The organism is Burkholderia sp. SRS-25 (assembly GCF_004343765.1).
GTDB lineage: Bacteria > Pseudomonadota > Gammaproteobacteria > Burkholderiales > Burkholderiaceae > Burkholderia > Burkholderia contaminans.
Genome location: NZ_PTXM01000021.1, coordinates 65,778 through 89,399, shown reverse-complemented (window position 1 = coordinate 89,399; position 23,622 = coordinate 65,778). Strand labels below are relative to the sequence as shown.

At 65.8% G+C, this 23,622-nt stretch carries 19 protein-coding genes; 11 read left to right on the top strand and 8 right to left on the bottom strand.

What is annotated here, in order from left to right; all coding sequences use genetic code 11:
- Nucleotides 1-322: 322 nt before the first annotated feature.
- From dapF to hslU, 8 genes are all read left to right on the top strand, one after another.
- On the top strand, nt 323-1,192 hold the full coding sequence (dapF, locus tag C5O79_RS27970; RefSeq protein ID WP_131931943.1) for a diaminopimelate epimerase: 870 nt from the start codon (nt 323-325) through the stop codon (nt 1,190-1,192).
- Nucleotides 1,193-1,229: 37 nt separating this feature from the next.
- Entirely contained in the window at nt 1,230-1,958 is a 729-nt protein-coding gene (locus C5O79_RS27965) for a DUF484 family protein (protein WP_122474439.1), read from the top strand.
- Between the two features lie 14 nt (nt 1,959-1,972).
- Entirely contained in the window at nt 1,973-2,893 is a 921-nt protein-coding gene (gene xerC, locus C5O79_RS27960) for a tyrosine recombinase XerC (protein ID WP_122474440.1), read from the top strand.
- Between the two features lie 76 nt (nt 2,894-2,969).
- Entirely contained in the window at nt 2,970-4,184 is a 1,215-nt protein-coding gene (locus C5O79_RS27955; RefSeq protein WP_046544197.1) for a class I SAM-dependent rRNA methyltransferase, read from the top strand.
- A gap of 200 nt (nt 4,185-4,384) precedes the next feature.
- Entirely contained in the window at nt 4,385-5,452 is a 1,068-nt protein-coding gene (locus tag C5O79_RS27950; RefSeq protein ID WP_047852343.1) for a GTP-binding protein, read from the top strand.
- A gap of 495 nt (nt 5,453-5,947) precedes the next feature.
- Entirely contained in the window at nt 5,948-6,364 is a 417-nt protein-coding gene (gene dksA, locus C5O79_RS27940; RefSeq protein WP_006477498.1) for an RNA polymerase-binding protein DksA, read from the top strand.
- A gap of 235 nt (nt 6,365-6,599) precedes the next feature.
- Nucleotides 6,600-7,136 carry an ATP-dependent protease subunit HslV gene (hslV, locus tag C5O79_RS27935; protein ID WP_006477497.1) on the top strand — a complete coding sequence of 179 codons (537 nt, stop codon included), beginning with the start codon at nt 6,600-6,602 and terminating at the stop codon, nt 7,134-7,136.
- Between the two features lie 10 nt (nt 7,137-7,146).
- A complete protein-coding gene (hslU, locus tag C5O79_RS27930) occupies nt 7,147-8,490 on the top strand; it encodes an ATP-dependent protease ATPase subunit HslU (protein WP_046544195.1) in 1,344 nt (447 codons plus the stop codon).
- Nucleotides 8,491-8,561: 71 nt separating this feature from the next.
- Here the strand turns inward: hslU and C5O79_RS27925 are convergent, their stop codons facing one another.
- The 3 genes from C5O79_RS27925 to C5O79_RS27915 form a co-directional block, all read right to left on the bottom strand.
- On the bottom strand, nt 8,562-9,104 hold the full coding sequence (locus tag C5O79_RS27925; protein ID WP_021156278.1) for a response regulator transcription factor: 543 nt from the start codon (nt 9,102-9,104) through the stop codon (nt 8,562-8,564).
- 13 nt (nt 9,105-9,117) lie between these two features.
- Nucleotides 9,118-10,536, bottom strand: coding sequence for an ATP-binding protein (locus tag C5O79_RS27920; protein ID WP_046544194.1), 1,419 nt, complete (start codon nt 10,534-10,536; stop codon nt 9,118-9,120).
- 93 nt (nt 10,537-10,629) lie between these two features.
- Nucleotides 10,630-10,854, bottom strand: coding sequence for a cysteine-rich CWC family protein (locus tag C5O79_RS27915; protein WP_081421230.1), 225 nt, complete (start codon nt 10,852-10,854; stop codon nt 10,630-10,632).
- Between the two features lie 306 nt (nt 10,855-11,160).
- Here C5O79_RS27915 and argB point away from each other — a divergent pair, with 306 nt between their 5' ends.
- The 3 genes from argB to slmA are packed head-to-tail and all read left to right on the top strand — an operon-like array spanning nt 11,161 to nt 13,480.
- Nucleotides 11,161-12,060, top strand: coding sequence for an acetylglutamate kinase (gene argB, locus C5O79_RS27905; protein ID WP_006490510.1), 900 nt, complete (start codon nt 11,161-11,163; stop codon nt 12,058-12,060).
- Nucleotides 12,057-12,848, top strand: a complete 792-nt coding sequence (locus C5O79_RS27900; protein WP_046544193.1) for a pyrimidine 5'-nucleotidase — start codon at nt 12,057-12,059, stop codon at nt 12,846-12,848. Before argB ends, C5O79_RS27900 begins: the two co-directional genes overlap by 4 nt.
- The gene (gene slmA / locus C5O79_RS27895; protein ID WP_046544192.1) at nt 12,815-13,480 is read left to right on the top strand and encodes a nucleoid occlusion factor SlmA; all 666 of its coding nucleotides are present in this window, start codon (nt 12,815-12,817) and stop codon (nt 13,478-13,480) included. Before C5O79_RS27900 ends, slmA begins: the two co-directional genes overlap by 34 nt.
- Before the next feature lie 961 nt (nt 13,481-14,441).
- Here slmA and C5O79_RS27890 read toward each other — a convergent pair.
- From C5O79_RS27890 to C5O79_RS27870, 5 genes are all read right to left on the bottom strand, one after another.
- Complete coding sequence (locus C5O79_RS27890; protein WP_240687927.1) at nt 14,442-15,656, bottom strand: TolC family protein; 1,215 nt, start codon at nt 15,654-15,656, stop codon at nt 14,442-14,444.
- Between the two features lie 272 nt (nt 15,657-15,928).
- A complete protein-coding gene (locus tag C5O79_RS27885) occupies nt 15,929-17,179 on the bottom strand; it encodes an HlyD family type I secretion periplasmic adaptor subunit (protein WP_131931939.1) in 1,251 nt (416 codons plus the stop codon).
- On the bottom strand, nt 17,176-19,506 hold the full coding sequence (locus tag C5O79_RS27880) for a type I secretion system permease/ATPase (RefSeq protein ID WP_131931937.1): 2,331 nt from the start codon (nt 19,504-19,506) through the stop codon (nt 17,176-17,178). Before C5O79_RS27880 ends, C5O79_RS27885 begins: the two co-directional genes overlap by 4 nt.
- 406 nt (nt 19,507-19,912) lie before the next feature.
- A complete protein-coding gene (locus C5O79_RS27875) occupies nt 19,913-22,726 on the bottom strand; it encodes an Ig-like domain-containing protein (RefSeq protein WP_165935650.1) in 2,814 nt (937 codons plus the stop codon).
- Between the two features lie 110 nt (nt 22,727-22,836).
- Nucleotides 22,837-23,565: an OmpA family protein gene (locus tag C5O79_RS27870; protein ID WP_122474446.1), complete on the bottom strand. Its 729-nt coding sequence runs from the start codon at nt 23,563-23,565 to the stop codon at nt 22,837-22,839.
- Between the last annotated feature and the right edge of the window lie 57 nt (nt 23,566-23,622).

Here is a 23,622-nt window from a genome sequence, read left to right as displayed (position 1 = left end):
GCCACACTATACGAATCGCTTGATTGCCTCGTCAATTTGACCTGTACGAAAGTACGCGTCCGCGCCATCCCGTGCGTTCGCCGAACCTGCTCGCACGACGACAGGCCCGCCACATCTCGTCAATCTGCCCGCCTATCGCACACGCGCCCAGTCGACCGATCGACAGATGCGCCCCAATTCGCCCCCGCCCGCGCAGGACGCCCCTGTCGGCTGCATGTATCATTTGCGGTTGAGATCAGCACGACGAACGAGGCGGCCCCGCTTGGCGCGGCGTCGAGCACGCCGCGCTGACCGCCTTGATCGCCATGGAAATCCGGACCCAGTGAAACTCTCGTTCACCAAGATGCACGGCGCGGGCAACGACTTCGTCGTGCTCGACGGCTATTCGCGCGCATTGCCGCCGCTCACCGAAGCGCAGGTGCGTGCGCTCGCCAATCGTCACTTCGGCATCGGCGCCGACCAGCTGCTGCTCGTCGAAAAACCGACCGTCGACGGCGTGGATTTCAAGTACCGGATCTTCAATTGTGACGGCGGCGAGGTCGAACACTGCGGCAACGGCGCGCGCTGCTTCGTGAAGTTCGTCAGCGACCGCGGCCTGACCGACAAGCGCAGCGTGCGCGTGCAGGTGATGAAGGGCCTGATCACGCTGACGATGCAGGACAACGGCGAAGTCGTCGTCGACATGGGTGCGCCCGTGTTCACGCCGGCGCAGGTGCCGTTCGACGCAGCGGGCCTCGACGGCCGCACCGAGGGCCGCGACACGCTGTGGCCGCTCGACGTCGGCGGCGCGACGCGCTGGATCTCGACGGTGACGATGGGCAACCCGCACGCGGTGCAGGTCGTCGACGACACCGAAGCGTATCCGGTGCTCGAAGAAGGCCCGCTGATCGAGCATCACGCGCGCTTCCCGGAGCGCGTGAACGCCGGCTTCATGCAGATCGTGTCGCGCAGCGAGGTGAAGCTGCGCGTGTACGAACGCGCGGCAGGCGAGACGCTCGCGTGCGGCACCGGCGCTTGCGCGGCGGTCGCGGCCGGTATCCGGCGCGGCCTGCTCGATTCGCCCGTGACCGTGCACACGCACGGCGGCACGCTGACGATCAACTGGGACGGCGCGCGCGACGAAGCTGCCGCGCTGATGATGGCCGGGCCCGCCACGACCGTGTTCGAAGGCGAGATCGACCTGCCCGCCTGACCCTGCAACGTCCTTGATAACTGAACGCTCCAGCCACATGAACGATCGCGAAGTCGCCGACTACCTGCTCGCCAATCCCGAATTCTTCGCGCGGCACGCCGAACTGCTCGCGACGATCCGCCTCGCGAACCCGCACGGCAAGGCCGCGATCTCGCTGCAGGAGCGGCAGATGGAGATGCTGCGCGACAAGAACAAGCATCTCGAGCGCCGGCTCGCCGAACTCGTGCGCTATGGCCACGAGAACGACAGCCTGTCCGCGAAGTTCAGCCGCTGGACGGCACGCGTGATCGCGGAACGCGATCCATACGCGCTGCCGCGCACGATCGCCGACGGCATCGCCGAAGTCTTCGACGTACCGCAGACAGCGCTGCGCGTGTGGGATGTCGCCGACACCTACTCGCAGGCCGACTTCGCGCGCCAGGTCGGCGAGGAAGTGCGCCTGTTCACGAATGGGCTGTCGACGCCGTACTGCGGTGCGAACACGGGCTTCGAGGCCGCGCAGTGGCTCGCGCCCGCGATCGCCGCCTCGGCCGCGAATGCGGCGGAAGGCGCGGACGCCGCACCGCCGGCCGGCGACGGCTCGGCCGCATCGGTCGCGCTGCTCGCGCTGCGTGCGCCGCTCGCCGGCAACGATCCGCCCGCGTTCGGCCTGCTCGTGCTCGGCTCGCCCGACCCGCGCCGCTTCCACGACGGGATGGCCACCGACTTCCTCGCGCAGATCGCAACGCTCGCGAGCGCCGCGCTCACGCGCCTGCTGCCGCACTGATCCTTCCGCACGCGATGACAGACGATCCGATCGCCGCCTACCTGTCGAACCTGAAGCACGTCAGGCAGCTGTCGGAACACACGCTGCGCGGCTACACGCACGAACTCGACGAACTGAAGAAGCTCGCGAACGGCCGGCCGCTCGAAGCGCTGACTGCCGTCGACATGCGCGGCGCGGTCGCGCGCGCGCATTCGGGCGGGCTGTCTGCCCGGTCGATCTCGCACCGGCTGTCCGCGTGGCGCGCGTTCTACCGCTGGCTCGCGCAGCGCGTCGAGATGCCCGCGAACCCGGTCGCCGCGGTGCGTGCGCCGAAACGCGCAAAGACGTTGCCGAAGGCGCTGTCGGTCGACGATGCTTCCGCATTGATGGACGCGCCGCTCGCCAACACGACCGAAGGCATCCGCGATCACGCGATCCTCGAGCTGTTCTATTCGTCCGGGCTGCGCCTCGCCGAGCTGATCGGGCTCGACGTGATGTACACGCAGGCCGACGGCTACCGCTCGGCCGGCTGGCTCGACCTCGCCGAAGCCGAAGTCACCGTGCGCGGCAAGGGCAACAAGGAGCGCAAGGTGCCGGTCGGCCGCAAGGCGATCGATGCGCTGAACGCATGGCTCGCGGTACGCAGCGAATTCGTGAAGCACGATCCGCATCCGCTGTTCGTGTCAGTGCGCGGCAACCGGATGTCGCCGGGCGTCGTGCGCGAGCGCGTGAAGCGCGCCGCGCTCACCGCGGGCATCCCCGCCAACGTCCATCCGCACGTGCTGCGCCACTCGTTTGCAACGCACGTGCTGCAGTCGAGCGGCGACCTGCGCGCGGTGCAGGAGTTGCTCGGCCACGCGAGCGTTTCCGCGACGCAGGTCTATACGTCGCTCGACTTCCAGCATCTCGCGAAGATTTACGACAGCGCGCATCCGCGCGCGAAGAAGCGCGACTGACGCGCGTCCCGTATTACCCGCCGCGCGCGGCGACCGGCAACGGTCGGCGTCGTGCACGGCCCATTTCGATCTCATCATGCAAACCGTCACCCTCAAGCCGTCCAAGGAAAAATCGCTGCTGCGCCGCCATCCGTGGATCTACGCCAATGCGATCGACCGCGTCGACGGCAAGCCCGCGCCCGGCGCGACCGTGATCGTGCGCGCGCACGACGGCCGCTTCCTCGCGCGCGGCGCGTACAGCCCGCAATCGCAGATCCGCGTGCGCGTGTGGAGCTTCGACGAGAACGAGCCGATCGACCACGCGTTCTTCAAGCGCCGCGTGCAGCGCGCGGTCGCGCATCGCACGACGATGGTGTCGGGCACGGGCGCGGTGCGGCTCGTGTTCGGCGAAGCCGACGGGCTGCCGGGGCTGATCGTCGACTATTACGTCGCGGACACCGCCGAAGCCGGCGCCGCGCCGCGAGGCCAGCTCGTCTGCCAGTTCATGGCCGCGGGCGTCGAGGCATGGAAGGATGCGATCGTGAAGGCGCTCGTCGGCGCCACGGATTGCCCGAACGTCTATGAGCGCTCGGACGTATCGATCCGCGACAAGGAAGGGCTCGAACAGACGACCGGCGTGCTGGCCGGCGATGCGCCGCCCGCGACGCTGGTCTCGAACGAAAACGGCGTGCGCTATCACGTCGACGTGCCGAACGGCCACAAGACAGGTTTCTACGTCGACCAGCGCGACAACCGCGCACTGGTGGCGCAGTACGCGGCCGATCGTGACGTGCTGAACTGCTTCTGCTACACGGGCGGCTTCTCGCTCGCCGCGCTCAAGGGCGGCGCGAAGCGCGTCGTATCGATCGACTCGTCGGGCGATGCGCTCGCGCTCGCGCAGCAGAACGTCGTCGCCAACGGCTTCGACGCCGAACGCGCGACCTGGCTCGACGCCGACGCATTCAAGACCCTGCGCCGCCTCGTCGACGAAGGCGAGCGTTTCGACCTGATCGTGCTCGATCCGCCGAAGTTCGCGCCGACCCGCGACAGCGTCGATCGCGCGGCACGCGCGTACAAGGACATCAACCTGAGCGGCTTCAAGCTGCTGCGTCCGGGCGGCCTGCTGTTCACGTACTCGTGCTCGGGTGCGATCGACATGGACCTGTTCCAGAAGATCGTCGCGGGCGCGGCCGCCGACGCGAAGGTCGACGCGCGCATCCTGAAGCGCCTCGGCGCGGGCGTCGATCACCCGCTGCTCGCCGCGTTCCCGGAAGGCGAATATCTGAAGGGCCTGCTGTTGCAAATCGTCTGATTGCCCCGATCTACGCGCGTAACCGTTCGCCGGACGCGGCTCCGCGCCCGGCGGATCCGCGCTCCCGCCTGTCGTTCGGACGACGGGCGAGGGCTTGACAGGTATGTTTCAATGGATGGTTGTGCGCCCCGGCTGGCAAAGCCCCGGGCGCGACGCACATCCTGGTTTTGACCCCGATTCACGAACCACAGGCGATTGACATGGCCACTCCCGTCACCATCCTCACCGGCTTCCTCGGCAGCGGCAAGACGACGCTGCTCAAGCGCATCCTGAACGAACAGCACGGCATGAAGATCGCCGTGATCGAGAACGAGTTCGGCGAAGAGAACATCGACAACGAAATCCTCATCCAGGATTCGAACGAGCAGATCATCCAGATGAGCAACGGCTGCATCTGCTGCACGATCCGCGGCGACCTCGCGCGCACGCTCGGCGATCTCGCCGCGAAGAAGCGCGAAGGCAAGCTCGACTTCGACCGCATCGTGATCGAAACGACCGGCCTCGCGAACCCGGGCCCGGTCGCGCAAACCTTCTTCATCGACAGCGAAATCGCCGACGATTTCCTGCTCGACGCGGTCATCACGCTGGTCGACGCAAAGCACGCGAACGCGCAGCTCGACGAGCACGAAGTCGTGCAGCGCCAGGTCGGCTTCGCCGATCGCCTGTTCATCACGAAGTCCGACCTGGTCGACGACCAGACGGTAGCCGGCCTCAAGCACCGCCTGATGCACATGAACCCGAAGGCCGCGATCAAGGTCGTGAACTTCGGTGAAGCCGACATCAAGGAAATCTTCGACCTGCGCGGCTTCAACCTGAACGCGAAGCTCGAGATCGACCCCGACTTCCTCGCCGAAGACGATCACGCGCATCACCACCACGATCACGACCATGATCACGATCACGCCAGTTGCGACCACGATCACGGTCAATGCGCGCACGATCACGGCCACCACCACCACGCGCACCACGACGACAAGATCAAGTCGTTCGTGTACCGCAACGACCGCCCGTTCGACCCGAACAAGCTGGAAGACTTCCTCGGCGGCATCCTGCAGATCTACGGCGAGCGGATGCTGCGCTACAAGGGCGTGCTGTACATGAAGGGCGTCGACCGCAAGGTCGTGTTCCAGGGCGTGCACCAGATGATGGGCAGCGACCTCGCGTCGAAGTGGCTGCCGGTCGAGAAGAAGACGAACAAGATGGTGTTCATCGGCGTCGACCTGCCGCAGGACCTGATCACCGACGGCCTCGACGCCTGCCTCGCCTGACGCACGGGCAACCGCCGCACACGCCGCCGGGCGGGCCGCCTCGCAGGCGGCTGCGGCGGCCGCGGAGCGCCCTTTTTGGGCAGGGTTTCGCCGTCATCGCTTTTTCGCGATTTGCGCGTTATATTTTCTAGATATTGGCGCAGCCGACGGGGATCGACCCGATACGGCGCCCGCTTGCGATTCAGTTACAATACGTGCCCGCTGGAGTACGGCAACAAACAGGCCCGGTTCTTGCTGAACCAGTTTTCCGGGCATCGCAACCGCGCCGGATCGCCAATCCGCCTCCCGGCCGCGGCCGATGCGATGTGCCGCGCAGCACACCGGTTCGCAGCGCGCGCAACTCCGCGCCAGGCCTATCCTGGTATTTGAGAACCGGTTTTCCAGAGGCTTTCGGCCCCGCGGCGGCAAATCGCAAATGAATGCAAACGCGGTTGCGGGTAATCCCAAAGTGCAGGCAATATCTCTCGATTTGCCGCACATTGAAGAAGCAAGCAGATGACGAAGAAACTCTTGACCGAAGCCGAAATCCTGAAGATGAGCGACAAGGATTACATGAATGAGGATCAGCTCGCCTTCTTCAAAAATCGGCTCGAACAGTTGCAGGCGGACATCCTCAAGAATGCAGGCCAGACGACCGAGAACCTGCGCGAGACGGTGATCGTCCCCGATCCCGCCGATCGCGCGACGATCGAGGAGGAGCACGCGCTCGAACTGCGTACGCGCGATCGCGAACGCAAGCTCCTCAAGAAGGTTCAGCAGTCGCTCGCCCGCATCGATTCCGGCGATTACGGCTGGTGCGAGGAAACCGGCGAGCCGATCGGCATTCCGCGCCTGCTCGCGCGTCCGACCGCCACGCTGTCGCTCGAGGCGCAGGAGCGCCGCGAGCTGCGCCAGAAGCTGTTCGGCGACTGATCGAGCGGCGTTCCGCTCAGACACGCTGCTTCCCGAAAGCGCGCGGCCTGCCGCGCGCTTTTTGTTTTTCCGGCACCGCTTCCCGGTCCGTCGATTTGCCCACCCGGCCTCTTGATATCCCGGCGCCCGCCCTAAAATGAATCGGACGCGCGCCGGGCCGCTTCCCGGCGCGCGGCGAGTTACGCGGCGGCGCCTCGCGCCCCCGACTCTTCCCCGTTTTTCTCAAGGAACGCAGATGGAGCAATTTCACGGCACGACCATCGTTTCGGTCCGGCGCGGCGACAAGGTCGCGCTCGGCGGCGACGGCCAGGTAACCCTCGGCAACATCGTCATGAAGGGTGGCGCGCGGAAAGTGCGGCGGATCTACAACAACCAGGTACTGGTCGGATTCGCGGGCGGCACCGCCGATGCGTTCTCGCTGCTCGACCGCTTCGAGGCGAAGCTCGAGAAGCACCAGGGCAACCTGACCCGCGCGGCCGTCGAGCTCGCGAAGGACTGGCGCACCGACCGGATGCTGCGCCGCCTCGAGGCGATGCTGATCACGGCCGATGCCACCACCACGCTGGTGATCACCGGCAACGGCGACGTGCTCGACCCCGAAGGCGGCATCTGCGCGATCGGCTCGGGCGGTGCCTATGCGCAGGCCGCGGCTCGCGCGCTGGTCGAGAACACCGAGCTGTCGCCGCGCGAGATCGTCGAGAAGTCGCTCGGGATCGCCGGTGACATGTGCATCTACACGAACCACAACCGCATCATCGAAACGATCGAGTAAGGACAGCCCCATGAGCACCATGACCCCTGCCGAGATCGTCTCGGAACTCGACAAGCACATCATCGGCCAGGCGAAGGCGAAGAAGGCCGTCGCGGTCGCGCTGCGCAACCGCTGGCGCCGCCAGCAGGTCGCCGACCCGCTGCGCCAGGAAATCACGCCGAAGAACATCCTGATGATCGGGCCGACGGGCGTCGGCAAGACCGAAATCGCGCGCCGCCTCGCGAAGCTCGCCGACGCGCCGTTCATCAAGATCGAAGCGACCAAGTTCACCGAAGTCGGCTACGTCGGCCGTGACGTCGACAGCATCGTGCGCGACCTGATCGAAATCTCGGTGAAGCAGACGCGCGAATCCGAGATGCGCAAGGTGCGCAGCAAGGCGACCGACCAGGCGGAAGACCGCATCCTCGACATCCTGCTGCCGCAACCGCGCGCGGTGGGCTTCGGCGGCAACGCCGAACACGCGAACGACGACAACAACGCGACGCGCCAGACGTTCCGCAAGCGCCTGCGCGAAGGCCAGCTCGACGACAAGGAAGTCGAGCTCGACATCGAGCAGCCGTCGGCCGGTATGGACATCATGGCGCCGCCGGGGATGGAAGAGATGACCGAGCAGATCCGCTCGATGTTCTCGAACCTCGGCAGCGGCAAGAAGCAGCGCCGCAAGGTGAAGATCAAGGAAGCGCTGAAGCTGCTGACCGACGAGGAAGCGGCGAAAATGCTCAACGACGAGGAAGTGAAGACGAAGGCCGTGCAGAACGTCGAGCAGAACGGCATCGTGTTCCTCGACGAGATCGACAAGATCACGTCGCGCAACAACGAAGGCAGCGGCGGCGAAGTGTCGCGCCAGGGCGTGCAACGCGACCTGCTGCCGCTCGTCGAAGGCACGACGGTCAACACGAAGTACGGGATGGTGAAGACCGATCACATCCTGTTCATCGCGAGCGGCGCGTTCCACCTCGCGAAGCCGAGCGACCTGATTCCGGAACTGCAGGGGCGCTTCCCGATCCGCGTCGAGCTCGACTCGCTGTCGGTGAACGATTTCGAAGCGATCCTCGTCGCGACCGACGCAAGCCTCGTCAAGCAGTACCAGGCGCTGCTCGCGACCGAAGACGTGCAGCTCGAATTCGCCGACGACGGCATCCGCCGCCTCGCGGAAATCGCCTATTCGGTCAACGAGAAGACCGAGAACATCGGTGCGCGCCGGCTCTATACGGTGATCGAGAAGCTGCTCGAGGAAGTGTCGTTCTCGGCCGGCAACCACGCCGGCGAGCGCGTGACGATCGACGCGAAGTACGTCGATCGCGCGCTCGGCGAAGTGTCGCAGGACGAAGACCTGTCGCGCTACGTGCTGTAACGCGCACGGCGCCGGATGAAAAACGGGCGGCCCCTTTCGTCGGGGGCCGCCCGTTTTCGCTGGTGCGCCGCTTACTGCCGCACCGGCTTCTTCGCGAGCTTGCGCTGCAGCGTGCGGCGGTGCATGTTCAGCGCCCGCGCGGTCGCTGAAATATTGTTGTTGTTCTCGGCCAGCACGCGCTGGATGTGTTCCCATTCGAGCCGGTCGACCGACAGCACGACCGGATTCTCCAACGCTTCGTCGGCCTGTACTTCAGTCGCGTTGGTCTGCAGCGCGGCCAGGATCGACTCGACGTTCGCGGGTTTCGCGAGATAGTTGTCGGCGCCTTCCTTCACCGCCTGCACGGCGGTCGCGATGCTTGCGTAGCCGGTCAGCACCAGGATCCGCGCGTCGGGCTGCAGGTCGCACAGCGGCGCAATCAGGCTCAGGCCCGAATCCTCGCCGAGATGCAGGTCGACGGTGATGAACTGGAACTTGCCGCCGGCGGCGAGCCGGAGCGCCGCCTCCTTGTCGTGCGCCTGCTGGACCGCATAACCGCGGCGCTCGAGGCCGCGCGCGAGCGTGCCCGCGAACACCTCGTTGTCGTCGATCACCAGGAAATTGTTCTCGCTCATGTGGTTTCTCCGTCTACGTGTTGGTTGAGGCGGCCGACGCCGCGACGCGCACGACCGGCAGCCGCAGCACGGCCCGCGTGCCGCGCGCGGCGGTCGTACCGGCCGGGCGACTCTCCGGCGTGCCGGTTGTCCTTTCGGCCAGGCGCTGGCCCGCGCGCTGTGCCGATCCTGCCGCGGCGTGACCATTCGCCGCACTGTTGGCCCGCCCGTTGCCGCCCGACGCGCGCGGCACGACATCGGACAGTTCGATCTCGCCGCCGAGCCGCGCGGCCGCGCTGAACGCGAGATACAGGCCGACCCCGTGCCCGCCCTGCGTGCTGTCGACCGGCATCGCGCCGAGCGATTCACGCAGCGAGGCCGGAATGCCGGGCCCGTCGTCGCATACCTCGAATTCGATCTCGTCAGCCGCCCCGGCGTGCGCGACCTTCGCGGCCAGCGTCACGCGCTGCGGGCTCGCGCGCGCGGCGTTGTCGAGCAGGATCGTCAGGATCTGGCCGGCCGCGACCGTGTCGTCGAGCGCGACGCCTGCCGGGCGCGCGCCGAGCAATTCGAACTGTACGTGCGGATGCCGCAGGCGCCAGTGCTCGACGAACGTGTCGAGCCAGTCGTCCACCGGCTGGCGGCTCGCGGGCGTACTCGCCCGGCTGCGCAGGCGCGCGAGCGCCGACGTGCAGAGCGTCATCTGTTCCTCGAGCACCTTCAGGTCGGCGTCGTAGCGGGCCAGCCCCGGATCGTCGCGCGCCGCGTCGCGCAGCTCCTCGGCGAGCATCGCGATCGTCGACAGCGGCGTGCCCATTTCGTGCGCGACGGTAGCGGCCTGCACGCCGAGCGCAACGGCCCGCTCGTCGCGCAGCAGGTGCTGCTGCGCCTCGCCGAGCGCCGCGTCACGCTGGCGCAGCGCATTCGACATGCGCGCGACGAACCACGCGATCAGCCCGACGCTGACCATGAAGTTCGCCCACATGCCGGTACGGTAGTAGTCGAACAGGTTCGCCGGATTGTCCATGTTGAGCGGCACCGAGTCGAAGCCGAGCGCCGCGTAGCACGCGACCGCGAACGCCGCGAGCCAGATCATCAGGTGCCACGGCAGCACGGCCGCCGCGATCGCGAGCGAAGGCAGGTACAGCGACACGAACGGATTGGTCGTGCCGCCCGACAGGAACAGCAGCGCGGACAGCGCACCGAGGTCGACCCACAATTGGCCGAGCAGCTCGAAATTGGTCTCGGGCCGCGCGCGCAGCACGCGCACCCAGGTCAGTGCGTTGAAAACGATTTCGAGCGCGATGACCATCAGCATCGCCGGCAACGGCAGATGCACGCCGAAATAGGTCTGCACGACACCGATCGTCACGAGCTGGCCGATGATCGCGAGATTGCGGAGCCAGAACAGGTGACTGAGGTTGACGCGCCCGGTGGTGGTGATTCGTTGCATCCGAGCAGTTTACCCGTTTAGCGGGCGGCGCCTCTAGCGGGGCCGGATCGATACGAGGCGAACGGGACGCCCGCGCGTGCGCGGCCGCTGCCGTCAGCCGGCCGCGCCGGCCATCCGCCGCGCGATCTCGTCGGCCAGGCACTCGGGGCAGAGGCAGCGTGCGCCGGCCGCGGGCGGCGTACCGCCGGGCAAGACCGGCATCGACGCGCACCAGCATTCGAACGGCTGCGTGCGGGCGCCGCAGTCGAAGCTGCGCCCGCAGTGCGGGCACCGTGCACGGCGCGGGGTGGAACGGGCGTCGACGGCAGGATCGGTCATGGCGGAAGCGCTCGAGCGGGCGTGAAGCCGCCCGACGCGACAAGCATAGCGCGACGAACGGATTTTGCACGCCGGCCGTCAGGCCGAGGGCCATTCCCAACGCCCGCGAACCGCCCCGCCGCCACCGCCCGCGCAGCGCTGCCCGGATCGCTGCCCACATCGCGCCGCGCCATAGCCGGCGGGCCGCCGCGTGCGGTGCCCGGGCGCCGCCGCCGGTGTTCCGGCCCGTCCAAAAACCCGATGCTGCGCTGCGCCACTCCTGTACAATTCGCCGTGTTTCAACCGTTCCCAGCCAGAGCCGCCGCCATGTCCGAGCCCATCGACCTCTCGCAGATCGCCCCTACGCTGAAAGCAGAAATCCTCGCCGAGGCGCTGCCGTACATCCGTCGTTACCACGGCAAGACCGTGGTCATCAAATACGGCGGCAACGCGATGACGGAAGAGCGGCTCAAGCAAGGCTTCGCGCGCGACGTGATCCTGCTGAAACTGGTCGGCATCAATCCGGTGATCGTCCACGGCGGCGGTCCGCAGATCGATCACGCACTGAAGAAGATCGGCAAGGCCGGCACCTTCATCCAGGGCATGCGCGTCACCGACGAAGAGACGATGGAAGTCGTCGAATGGGTGCTGGGCGGCGAAGTGCAGCAGGACATCGTGATGCTGATCAACCACTTCGGCGGCCACGCGGTGGGCCTGACGGGCAAGGACGGCGGCCTGATCCATGCGCGCAAGCTGCTGATGCCGGACCGCGACAACCCGGGCCAGTACATCGACATCGGCCAGGTCGGCGAAGTCGAGGCGATCAACCCGGCCGTCGTGAAGGCGCTGCAGGACGACGCGTTCATCCCGGTGATCTCGCCGATCGGCTTCGGTGAGGACGGCCTGTCGTACAACATCAACGCCGACCTCGTCGCGGGCAAGCTTGCCACCGTGCTGAACGCCGAGAAGCTGCTGATGATGACCAACATCCCGGGCGTGATGGACAAGGACGGCAACCTGCTGACCGATCTCTCCGCGCGCGAGATCGACGCGCTGTTCGAAGACGGCACGATCTCCGGCGGCATGCTGCCGAAGATCTCGTCGGCGCTCGACGCCGCGAAGAGCGGCGTGAAGTCGGTGCACATCGTCGATGGCCGGATCGAGCACTCGGTGCTGCTGGAAATCCTGACCGAGCAACCGTTCGGCACGATGATCCGCTCGCATTGAGCACGCGCCGCCAGTCCCCCGCTCCCGACCTGCCGGCATCGCTGCGACGCCGGCGCATCTCCCGCAGCCGGCCGCGCGCCGGCGCGCCCGTCTGGCTGTTCGATCTCGACAACACGCTTCACCACGCATCGCACGCGATCTTTCCCGAGATCAACCGCGCGATGACGCAGTACATCATCGACGCGCTGCAGGTCGAGCGCGCCGAAGCCGACCGCCTGCGCACCGGCTACACCGAGCGCTACGGCGCCGCACTGCTCGGCCTTGCGCGCCACCATCCGATCGATCCGCAAGATTTCCTGCACGTAGTCCACACGTTTTCCGACCTGCCTGCGATGATCCGCGCCGAGCGCGGCCTCGCTCGCATCGTCGCCGCGCTGCCGGGCCGCAAGCTGATCCTGACCAACGCGCCCGAGAACTACGCGCGCGCGGTGCTGCGCGAGCTGCGCATCGAGCGGCTGTTCGAGCGCGTGATCGCGATCGAGCACATGCGCGACCGCCGCACGTGGCGCGCGAAGCCCGACCACGCGATGCTGCGCCGGACGCTGCGCGCCGCGCATGCCCGGCTCGCCGACGCGATCCTCGTCGAAGACACCCGCAGCCACCTGAAGCGCTACAAGCGTCTCGGCATCGGCACCGTATGGATCACCGGCCACCTTCCGGGCCATCTGCCGAACATTGGCCGTCCGCATTATGTCGACCAACGCATTCGTTCGTTAAAATCGCTCCGACTGGGCACACGATCGGGGCGACAGAAATGCAGCCGACTTACCCGCAGGACCAAGCCGTAAAGGAAGACCAGGCCACGCCGTCCCGCCCGCGCCCGAAGCCGGGCGAGCGGCGCGTGATGATCCTGCAGACGCTCGCCGCGATGCTCGAGGCGCCGAAACCCGAGAAAATCACGACCGCCGCGCTCGCGGCCCGGCTCGACGTGTCGGAGGCTGCGCTCTACCGGCATTTCACCAGCAAGGCAAAGATGTACGAGGGGCTGATCGAATTCATCGAGCAGGCGCTCTTCGGGCTCGTCAACCAGATCGTCGCGAAGGAGCCGAACGGCGTGCAGCAGGCGCGCACGATCGCGCTCACGATGCTCAACTTCGCCGCGAAGAACCCGGGGATGACGCGCGTGCTGACCGGCGAGGCGCTGGTCGGCGAGGACGAGCGGCTGACCGAGCGCGTGAACCAGCTGCTCGACCGTATCGAGGCGACCGTCAAGCAATGCCTGCGGGTGGCGCGCACCGAAGCGAACGCGCCGCAGGAGGGCACCAAGCCGTTCGTGCTGCCGGCCGACTACGATCCGGCCGCCCGCGCGAGCCTGCTCGTCAGTTACGTGATCGGCCGATGGCACCGCTTCGCGAAAGGCGGGTTCGAGAAGCCTCCCGGCGAACAGGCCGATGCGCATTTGCGGCTGATCCTGCAATGACCGCATGGCACGGATTCCGGCCCAGCACTGACACGCCCGGGCAGACAGCGGCGTTGATCATCACCGAATCACCATTCCGTCACGCGCCGGTGATCAGTCAGGTGAACCGACGTCTGCCCCGCGACATGGCTTTCTCGCGCCGCTGGTAGGTGCTTGCGGGCTTCCCACTGCTTCAACTCGCCCTGCAACGCGCGCAGTGCGTCGCCGCATGGCCAGTCGGCGCCGCACCGGCCCGGTGCCCTCGATACGGACGAGTCTGCCGGCGCCGCTGGTCGAGGCTTTGTCGGCGCGCGACGCAACGCTGCTTTACCGGATACTGGCTGCACCACCTCCGGTTCGCGGACGCGTACGCTCGCGCTATCGGACCGCCGAGGTGGTGTGGGCCGCAATGCCGGTACTGCATGCCCGTTCGCCCCGCGCATCGGTTGGGGCAGCGCGCCCGCCCGGCTGGCCGCCGGAGCAGAGGGGGCGGCCAAAGCCGGTACTGAATCCAGAACCTGCGTTGGAGAAGGCACCACCTCAGCGGCCGACGCAACCACCGACGCAGGCGCTCGTTTGCCCGTGGGCAAGCTGCCTCGGGCCGAATGGCTCTGCTCCGCAGCCCGCCCTGCCATCATCGCGCCGAGCAGCGCCATCAATGCCGCCCCCAACACGGCGCCGCCAATCGCGGCCAACATGAGGCGAGCACGACCGCGCGGCGGCGGCTTGCGGGTCCATGCCAAATTGTCGTGCCCGAAATCGGCCGCGCACGTGTCCGAGGCGACAACCAAACGGTGATTCGGCAAGTAGACCGACTCCGGCGACGAACTCGCGAAGCGAGCGGTGACGCCGTGCCGGGCGCCATAGGGGGCGGGCAGGTAGGAAGCCGCCCTCGGCGGCGGCAATGCAAACCAGTTTTCGATCGATCCAGGACTCATGATTTCCCTCGTTGCGCGGCCGGGGCGCAACACCGCGCGATGCGTCATCCCTCACGCAACCATTGCACGAGCATGCCCGCCGATGCGTAGCCCCGCAGCGTCGCCGCATAGCCATCGAATCGGTACGCCACCTCGTTGACGCGATTGTTGTAGTCGTCGTTCTCGGCAATCAGCACGTCCAGCAACGAGCGACGCCCGAGGTGGTACCACTGGTCGAAGAACGCGCTGCGCACGCGCGCCGACTCGACCGACAGATCGCGATACTGATCCGCCCGTTCGCCGAACGCGTGCGCATCTTGCTCCGCGCTGCGTACCTGATATTCGAGGTCCAGGCGCATCTGTTCGGCCTGCCGCCAGCTCGCCGACGCGCGGAACGTCGCCGCATCGGTCGCCGCGGTCGCGGCGCCGCCGGTAAACGCGTTCCACGTCAGCGTGAGCATCGTCTGCCACGGCATGCGGCGCCCGACGGCATCGTGGCCGGTATTCGTGCTGACGACCCAGTTCAGTTGCGGCCTGGATGCCGCCCGCACCGCATCGCGGTTCAGTTCGGCCGCACCGGCCTCGGCGCGCGCCTGTCGGATGCGCGGATTTTCATCGAGCGCGGACATCAACCGGTCGAGATTGCCGGGATGCAGCGGCCAGTGCGGATCCATCGGCATCGGCACCGGCCGCTCGCCCACCAGCTTGCGAAGATTCAGCTCGACCGTCCGGCATTTCGCCAGTGCCGCATCGCGACTCGCCTCGGCCTGGAGCAACCGGGCCTTTGCCTGGGTGAGCTCGCTGCCGCGACCGCGATCGACCGCGACGATTTCATCGAGCATCCGCACGAGGCGCGTCATCCGATCGACGAAGCGCTGGCTCAACTCGGCGATGTTGCGTTGTTTCGCGAGCTCGACGAGGGTGGCCGTGACCTGATAGGCGGAATCCTCCAACTGCGCGACGTAGCGCTCCTGCCCTGCACTCGCGAGCTCCCGCCGGCTGCCGATCGTTTTCTCGGTGCGCCCCCAGTCGAACAACGTCGTCGTGAGGTTCACGCCCAGCGAGTTGCCCGGGTCGTATGCGCTGCCGGCGTTCGAGCCGAACTGTGCGCTACGTGTCTGGCCGTTCAACTGCAATTGCGGCCAGCGTGCCCCCTTTGCCTGATCGACATCCGACTGCGCGGCCTGGTATTCCGCGTACAAGCGCCGCACCTGCGGACTGACGTCGACGGCCGCTTCCGCCGCGGCATACAGCATCTGCCGCAGTTCGCGCTCCGTCATGGCGGCCCCGCCGGGAGTCGCCGACGCGGAATCATCGTACGTAAGCACGCGTGCGCCCGTCCGTCCATCCGACCCTGCGGATGTCGCAGCATGCGCCGCGTTCGATGCCGACGCCGTCGCCACATGTGACGATACGGGATTGGCGGCATGCGCAGCCCCGGCCGATTGCCACATCGACAAGACAATCAATACCGCCGATGCGGCAACACGAAACGCCACGCGAGATTCTTGCGCATCGACGCATGTGCCGATCATTCGAAATCCACTCATGATCACCGCTCCCTGAAGGCCTCGCGGGCCTTGAAGATCGGCTTGAGCAGGTAATCGAGCACCGTCTTCTCGCCAGTGCGGATATCGACCGTTGCCTGCATGCCCGGCAATACCGGCAGACGCTTGCCCGCCGCGACGAGCGCGTCCGACTCCGTTTCGACCATCAGCCGGTAGTAGTTCGCGTCGGGACGCCCCATCGCGGCCTTCTGATCGTCCTTCAACGTATCCGGACCGAGGCTGACGACACGCCCGTGCAACCCGCCGTAGATCGCGAAGTCGTACGCGCTCAGCTTCACGAGCACCGGCAACCCCGGCCGCAGAAACGCGACGTCGGACGGCTTGATCCGCGCTTCGACCAGTACCCGGCCGTCGAGGGGCGCAATCTCCATGATGTGTTCGCCCGACTGCACGACACCGCCCGCCGTGCGGATGCGGATGTTCTTCACCACGCCGCGCATCGGAGCGACGACATCGGTGCGCGCCAGCACGTCCGCGCGCCCGACCAGCACCTCGTTGGTTTGAGCGAGCTCCTGTTCGAGGCGTGACAGCTCGGTACTGGATTCTGCGGTGAAACGGCTCCGGCGCTCGGCGATCTGCGCGGCGATGTCCGTCGCCTGGCGCCGCATCCGCAGGATCTCGACTTCCGAGACCAGCCCCTTCGCCGCGAGCGGCTCCGACATCGCGATCTCGCGCCGGACCAGCGCCTGACTCTTCTTCAACGCGGCGACTTGCTCGTCCAGCGCACGGCGGCGGGCATGGTAGGTTGCGGTGGCCTGCGCGACGAGGCCGGATTCGCGCTTCACGTCTGCCGGAAAGTCCAGCGGCGTGCCATAGGCTTCGGCGCGCGCGCGTGACACGCTCGCCTTCAGCTCCAGCGCCTTGGTCAACGCTTCGCGATAGCTCGATTGCGCGCGCGCCGGATCGATCTTCGCGAGCAACTGCCCCTTTTCGACCACGTCGCCCTCGCGCACCGCCACGCTCTGGACGATGCCGCCCTCGAGGCTCTGGATCGATTGTTCGCGGCTCGGCGATACGACCGTCGCATCGCTGCGCGTGACCTCCTCGACGCGTGCGAAGTGCGCCCATACCAGTCCGGCGCCGAGCACCATGGCAACGAGATAGAGAACCAGCTGTGCGCCCGCGGACGAGCGTACGAGCAATGCCTCGCGAATGTCGCTCATGTAGGCGGCATCGCCTGCCCGCAGGCGCGGCGCCGGCTTGCGGCCGAGAATCGATCGAATGCGCCGCATCATGATGCCTCCGCAGTCGACGATGCCACGGCCCCTGCCGGTTCCGCGGGCGACGCACCGGGTTCCACGCCACGCTGCACCACGCGGATTTTCGGCGCACGGTTTCGCTGCGGCTCGGGCGGAGCATGATGCTCGCCCGTCTCGGGCTGCCCTGACAGTGCCGCCAGCACGCGCGCCTTTTCGCCATCCATCACGATCTTGCCCTGATCGACGATCACGATCCGGTCGACCAGCGCCAGCAGCGAAGTACGATGCGTGACCACGACCAGCGTCTGTCCGGCGCTCGCCTGTCTCAGATGCTCGATGAACTGCGCCTCCGTCTGCGAGTCCATCGCGCTCGTCGGCTCGTCGAGCAGCAACGTTCGCGGACGCGCGATCAGGCTGCGGGCCAGTGCGACGAGCTGGCGCTGCCCGCCCGACAGATCACGGCCGTTTTCGCCAACCTGCAGGTTCACGCCGGCCGGATGCTGGGCGACCAGCGCATCGAGCCCCGTCAGCTTCAGCACGCGCAGCAGCTCCGTGGCCGGCACGTCCGGGCGGCCAATCGTCACGTTCTCGCGCAGCGACCCATAAAAGAGCCGGCTGTCCTGGCCGACGTAGCCGAATGCCCTGCGCCAGTCCGCCGGCGCGATCTGCGCCGCATCGAGCCCGTCGGCGAGCAGCTTGCCCGCCGTCGGCTGATACAGCCGCGCAATCAACCGCAGCAGCGTCGATTTCCCGCTGCCGACCCGGCCGAGTATCGCGACGCGCTCGCCGGGCCGAATCTCCACCGACACCTGGTCCAGCGCGGGCGCATTTTGCTGCAGGCCGGCCGACGGATACTCGAACGACACACCGTCGAGCTTCACATGGCCGCTGAGCGGCGGCTGCGCCAGATAATCCTGGCCCGGCTCGTGCTCGACCGGCATCGCCATCAATTGGTTCAGGGAATGCATCGCCGTCTTCGCCTGCTGGAACCGCAGCGCGAGCCCCATGACCTGGCCGAGCGGCGCCGTCACGCGGCCGGCCAGCATCACGGAGCCGATCAACGCGCCCTGGGTGAGCTTGCCTTCGCCGATCAGGTACACGCCGGCGATCACGATCGCAACGGTCTGCATCTGCTGCAGGAACGACACACAACTGGTCGCCATGCTGGAAAGCTGGCGCGACTGCATCGACGAGGCTGCCGTCTTCGCACTGAACGCGTCCCAGCGGTGACGCATCGCGCCTTCGCCACCAACAGCCTTCAGCGTCTCAAGCCCGTCGATCGACTCGATCAGCACGCCCTGCTTGAGCGACGCCTCGCGCAGGTTCTCACGCATCGCACGCGCGAGCGGCCATTGCACGATCGCGCCGAGACCGACGATCAGCGGAATCATCAGGAGCGGAATCCAGCCGAGCGGGCCGCCGACCGCGAACACCACGCCAACGAACAGAAAGACGAACGGCAGATCGGACACGACCGACAGCGTCGCCGACGTCGCGAAGTCCCGCACCGACTCGAACTCGCGCAACCGGTGCGCGAAGGAGCCGGCCGACGCCGGCCGGTGCTCCATCCGGATCGCCAGCGCCTGCCGAAACAGCAGGCTGCCGAGCACCAGGTCGGCCTTCTTCCCCGCGGTGTCGAGCACATGCGCACGCACGTGCCGCGACACCGCCTCCATCAGCATCGCGAGCGCGACGCCGATCGCGAGCGACCAGAGCGTCACGTAGGCCTGGTTCGGCACGACGCGATCGTAGACGTTCATCGTGAAGAACACGCTGGCGAGGCCAAGCACGTTGATGAGGAAGGCGCCTACCGCAGCGCTCGCGTAATAGCTGCGATACCGCCACAGCGTTCGCAGCAACCAGTGTCCGGCCGGTTCGGTCGGCAGGTCGTCCGGACGCGCGTCGACCTTTGCCGCCGGCTTCACGAGCAGCGCGTAGCCGGAGTAGGTATCGCCCAGTTCCGCGTCGGTGCATTCGACCGGCGCTTCGCCGAGTTCGGGCAGCATAACGCGATAGCGGATCTGCGGGTCGCGCTCCGCCGAATCGTCGATAAGCCGGCCGAGCAGCACGCACGCGCTGCCGTTGCGGCGCAACAGCACGGCCGGCAACAGATGCTCGGGTAACTGCATCAGCGGGCGCTCGACCAGCTTCGCCGCCAGACCGGCCTGCGTCAGCGCCTCGAGCGCGAGCGACGGCGTCAGCAGGCCATACTTGGCGAGACCGGAAATAAGGACTGCATGACTTCTTCCCAATCCGTAGTGCGCACAAAGCCATGCGACTGAATCGAGCAGGCTGTCGTGGGTGAGCGTGTCCGGCAGACTCGGCGCGTTACCGGCGCCGGTATCGGATGGTTGGACATTCATATCGAAATCGTTATCTGGCCACTGGAATTCACGGAACCCTGGCGCACTCCAGAACGCGGCTGCTTCACGCGAGCGACAGGGTAGGCGCATACATCGATGCGGCGGAGTCTCCCGTCGCATGACCGGACGGGATGGCTATCGCAGCACGCCAATGGGACTGCGACAGGAACGCAACAACTTTACGAAATGTGCCCGGATGCAAAAATGGGACGGGTCCCAAAAGGGATCTCGATCTATTGGGACAAGTTCGAATGGGGGGAAGGGTGTTGAATGTGCAGACATGCGCAGCCCGCAATTCGCTGCAGGCTGCGCATGGAGAAACAATGAAGAAACCGGGCCGCCGGCACCGGTTCGGCGGGACGGAACCGCATCTTGGTCCGACGCGATTCCGACCCGCGCCTGCGGATCAGGTCAGTTGGGTCGACACGGCCGACTGCACGAGCAGTTCGACGTGCATCGCCGCGTTCTCGTACAGCGTATAGGCCTGGCCGTTGATCGCAACCAGCCCCTTGTTCGCCCACCCACCATCCTGAGCAAGGCCACTCATGCCCGACAACTCGACCCGATCACCGGCGTTGCCGTTCACCATCAACTGCGTGTGACCATCGTTTCGGAACACGTTCTCGTGGCCGAGTTCCAGCACGTCGCGCATCGACAGCTTCAGCGTGTTGTTGCCCGTACCGGTGATATCGATGATCTCGATCGACGTGATCTTGTCGTGGCCGCCGACGTTCAGCAGCTTCGAGATATCCAGCGTCTGGCCGGCACCCATGAGTTTCAGCGTATCGATGCCGGCACCGCCATGCAGGCCCGCATGCCCGTTCGTGAAGTACGACACGTTGTCGAGCTGGAATTCCGTACCGTTCGCCGAACCGAAATACTCTGCATCCGCGCTCGCCAGCACGTGTTGCACATCGGCCGGAGGGACGAGCTCGGTCACCGTTTCCCAGGTCGCCGTGGTAAAGCTGCCGCCAGAGAAGCCAATATTGTCGATCCATGCCGTCGCGGTCGCCGGTAACGCACCTTCGTTCTTTTCAAACCATCCGAGCGTAAAAGATGAAAACTGAAGACTATCGGGCAATACAATCTGATAAGAATGAAGCCCGCCACCAGACGGATTGTTCAGATCCGAGTTATCCAAAAATTGTTTGAAAATCAGCTTACCGGCGTCATCATAGAAACGGACCATCAGCGTGTATCCAGAGCGATTGTCCAAGTCGAAGCTAACTGCCTTTGCATGCGCTCCATTATTAAGATGAAACCTCGGTGGCTCCTTAAAACTGAAAACCAACCCCACCTCGTTGGCATCAGCACCACTTCCGCCTTTGACACGGACACCCTGATCGATCGGCTTCCCGTTAATCGTCGGCTTATCTGACAACACCGCTGTGAACACGCCAAAGTTAACCGGTATCCCGCCAGCGATCTCCCTAAGTTTTTCATTGTTGAAGTCGACTTGTGCTGTCCGCGTCAATCCATCAAAGCTGCCACCGGAAAAGCCAATATTGTCGATCCATGCCGTCGCGGTCGCCGGTAACGCACCTTCGTTCTTTTCAAACCATCCGAGCGTAAAGGATGAAAACTGAAGATTATCGGACAATACAATCTGATAAGAATGAAGCCCGCCACCAGACGGATTGTTCAGATCCGAGCTATACAAAAGTTGCTTGAAAATCAGCTTGCCGGCGTCGTCATAGAAACGCGCCATCAGCCCGTATCTAGAGCGGTTTTCCAAGTCGAAGCTAACTGCCTTTGCATGCGCTCCATTATTAAGATAAAAACTCGGCGACTCCTTAAAACTGAAAACCAACCCCACCTCGTTGGCATCAGCACCACTTCCGCCTTTGACACGGACACCCTGATCGATCGGCTTCCCGTTAACCGTCGGTTTATATGACAGCACCGCCGTGAACACGCCAAAGTTAACCGGTATCCCGCCGGCGATTTCTCTAGGTGCCTCATTATTGAAATCCGTTATCTTGTAGGAAATCCCGGAACCTCCGTTCCCTTCGGAATTTTTCTCAACGAATTTCGTCACCAGATAGTCGGAAATATTCCCGGCCCGGTCGACCAACGCGACACCGTAGCTCGTGTGCTCGTCCATCGTCGCAGCGATCCCGGCCGGGATCGTCACCTTCACGCGCCCTGCCGCGATATCCGCCGCCGTCAGGTTGTACGAGACTCGGTGATCGCCGATCATCACGTTGATCGCGTCGCCGACCGTCATGTCCTTGCTGGCGAACGAGACGTCGATCACATTCCCCGAGCGAACCGCCGACAGCACGTGATCGGGTGACGTCGTGTCCAGTTCGACGTCGTACGCCATCACCGGACCCGTGACACCATCGCCATTCACCACACGCGTCTGGATCGTCCAGTTGCCGCCGTGTTCGTTCAGGTCGGTCACCATCCACGTGCCGTCCGACTTCATAACCGCGTCAAACCACGTCCGGCCGCCGTCCGTCGACACCTGCACTTTCTCGTTCGCCGCCAGCGCACCCATCAGGTGGCCCGTCAGCAAGCGGCCGCCCTTGCCGTCGTTCGTCAGTCGGTCAAAATTGAAATTCCCGCTGTCGTGCCCCATGTCGTCGAGCACCGCCTTCGCCAACGGCACCGGCGGCGTCACCGGCCCCACCGTCACGTCGAAGCCGTCCGAGCGCGCGCTCGTATTGCCCGCCGGATCCGTTGCCGTCACCGTCAGTGCATGCGTGCCGTTCGACAGGGGCGACGTCACCTGGAACGTCCACGTGCCGTCGATACCCGTCTTCGTCGTACCCAGCAGCGTCGTGCCGTCATAGATCGCGACCGTCGAATACGCTTCCGCCTGGCCCGACAGCGTCGGCTGCGCCCCTTCCGTCGCCGATTCGATCTTCGGCTGCGACGGCGGCGTAACGTCCACCTGAATGCTGTAAGACGTCGACGGGATGCTCATGCCGACTTCATTGCTCGCTCGCGCCGTCAGACGATACTGCCCGTCGTGCAGCGGCTGCGTGGGCGCGAAACTCCATGTCCCGTTTGCACCGACCACCACCGTTCCGACCTCGACCCCGTCCACCAGAAGATGAATCGTCGAGCCAGGGTCACCGCGACCGCTCACCGTCGGGCGCGGGTCGTTGGTCAGCCCGCCATTTTCAATCATGCCGGTGTGTGGCGGTACGTTGTCGGTGACCGTGTCGATCGTCGGACGCGACGGTCGCGTCGTTGCCTTCTGCTCTGCCATTTTTTTACTTTCCTGTATCAGTCCAAGATGTCCCGGAGTCATTCGGACATTTTCAATCTTCGCTCCACGGCAACCGCCACCGGTGACCGCGGAGCCGTCAATCCCGCTCGTTATGCCGTCTCGAGTTCGATTTCGACTCGCCGGTTCTGCGCACGCCCTTCGGCCGTCGCATTGCTGGCGACCGGCTCTGCCGCGCCCCTGCCGACGGTCGTGAAATGTTCCGCCTGCAGCCCGCCCGTGCGCAGGTACGTGACCACTGCACGCGCGCGCGCCTCGGACAGTCGAACGTTATGAGCGTGCGCACCTTGCGAATCGGTGTAGCCCGTGACGGTCACACGGCGAAATCGAGCCTCGCGATTCACGTCCAGAAAGCGATTGAGCTCCTGGCGTGCGCTCGGCGTCAGCGCCGCGCTGTCGAACGCGAAGTTCGCGCTGCCTTGCAGCAGCACCTGACGCTGTGCGATGGGCTGGGCAGCCGGCTGCGGCTGCATGACCGGTTGCGGTTGCGCGACCGGAGGCTCGACCCGCGCCTGAGGCGGTACACCGCACATGAACGTCAATTCGCGCGCATCGCCCATCGCGGCACCGCGACGAACGCGATCGACGGCCTGCAGCGGCGTGACCGGCTGGCCGGCACAGATTTTCTGCGCAGCCGCTTCACACGAGCGCGCGCTGGTTACCAGCCCCTCGCAAGTCACGCGAAAGACCGGCCCGGGCTGATCCGGTGCCTTGATCGCCCGGACGGTGTACGTCGGGCCGGATTGCGTCGTGCATGCGCTCAGCAGGACGACGAATGCGCCGAGCAGACCCCGACGGACGAAGTGTTGTGGTTTATTCATGATGATTCGGTCCGCGCGAGGCGGACTCCTGGAAATTGGCGGATGGAAATGAAGTCG

Excerpts from the sequence above, each read along its gene's own strand:
- C5O79_RS27965 (WP_122474439.1), top strand. The coding sequence starts at position 1,230 with ATGAACGATCGCGAAGTCGCCGACTACCTGCTCGCCAATCCCGAATTC.
- xerC (WP_122474440.1), top strand. The coding sequence starts at position 1,973 with ATGACAGACGATCCGATCGCCGCCTACCTGTCGAACCTGAAGCACGTC.
- C5O79_RS27955 (WP_046544197.1), top strand. The coding sequence starts at position 2,970 with ATGCAAACCGTCACCCTCAAGCCGTCCAAGGAAAAATCGCTGCTGCGC.
- C5O79_RS27950 (WP_047852343.1), top strand. The coding sequence starts at position 4,385 with ATGGCCACTCCCGTCACCATCCTCACCGGCTTCCTCGGCAGCGGCAAG.
- dksA (WP_006477498.1), top strand. The coding sequence starts at position 5,948 with ATGACGAAGAAACTCTTGACCGAAGCCGAAATCCTGAAGATGAGCGAC.
- hslV (WP_006477497.1), top strand. The coding sequence starts at position 6,600 with ATGGAGCAATTTCACGGCACGACCATCGTTTCGGTCCGGCGCGGCGAC.
- hslU (WP_046544195.1), top strand. The coding sequence starts at position 7,147 with ATGAGCACCATGACCCCTGCCGAGATCGTCTCGGAACTCGACAAGCAC.
- C5O79_RS27925 (WP_021156278.1), bottom strand. The coding sequence starts at position 9,104 with ATGAGCGAGAACAATTTCCTGGTGATCGACGACAACGAGGTGTTCGCG.
- C5O79_RS27920 (WP_046544194.1), bottom strand. The coding sequence starts at position 10,536 with ATGCAACGAATCACCACCACCGGGCGCGTCAACCTCAGTCACCTGTTC.
- C5O79_RS27915 (WP_081421230.1), bottom strand. The coding sequence starts at position 10,854 with ATGACCGATCCTGCCGTCGACGCCCGTTCCACCCCGCGCCGTGCACGG.
- argB (WP_006490510.1), top strand. The coding sequence starts at position 11,161 with ATGTCCGAGCCCATCGACCTCTCGCAGATCGCCCCTACGCTGAAAGCA.
- slmA (WP_046544192.1), top strand. The coding sequence starts at position 12,815 with ATGCAGCCGACTTACCCGCAGGACCAAGCCGTAAAGGAAGACCAGGCC.
- C5O79_RS27890 (WP_240687927.1), bottom strand. The coding sequence starts at position 15,656 with ATGACGGAGCGCGAACTGCGGCAGATGCTGTATGCCGCGGCGGAAGCG.
- C5O79_RS27885 (WP_131931939.1), bottom strand. The coding sequence starts at position 17,179 with ATGATGCGGCGCATTCGATCGATTCTCGGCCGCAAGCCGGCGCCGCGC.
- C5O79_RS27880 (WP_131931937.1), bottom strand. The coding sequence starts at position 19,506 with ATGAATGTCCAACCATCCGATACCGGCGCCGGTAACGCGCCGAGTCTG.
- C5O79_RS27875 (WP_165935650.1), bottom strand. The coding sequence starts at position 22,726 with ATGGCAGAGCAGAAGGCAACGACGCGACCGTCGCGTCCGACGATCGAC.
- C5O79_RS27870 (WP_122474446.1), bottom strand. The coding sequence starts at position 23,565 with ATGAATAAACCACAACACTTCGTCCGTCGGGGTCTGCTCGGCGCATTC.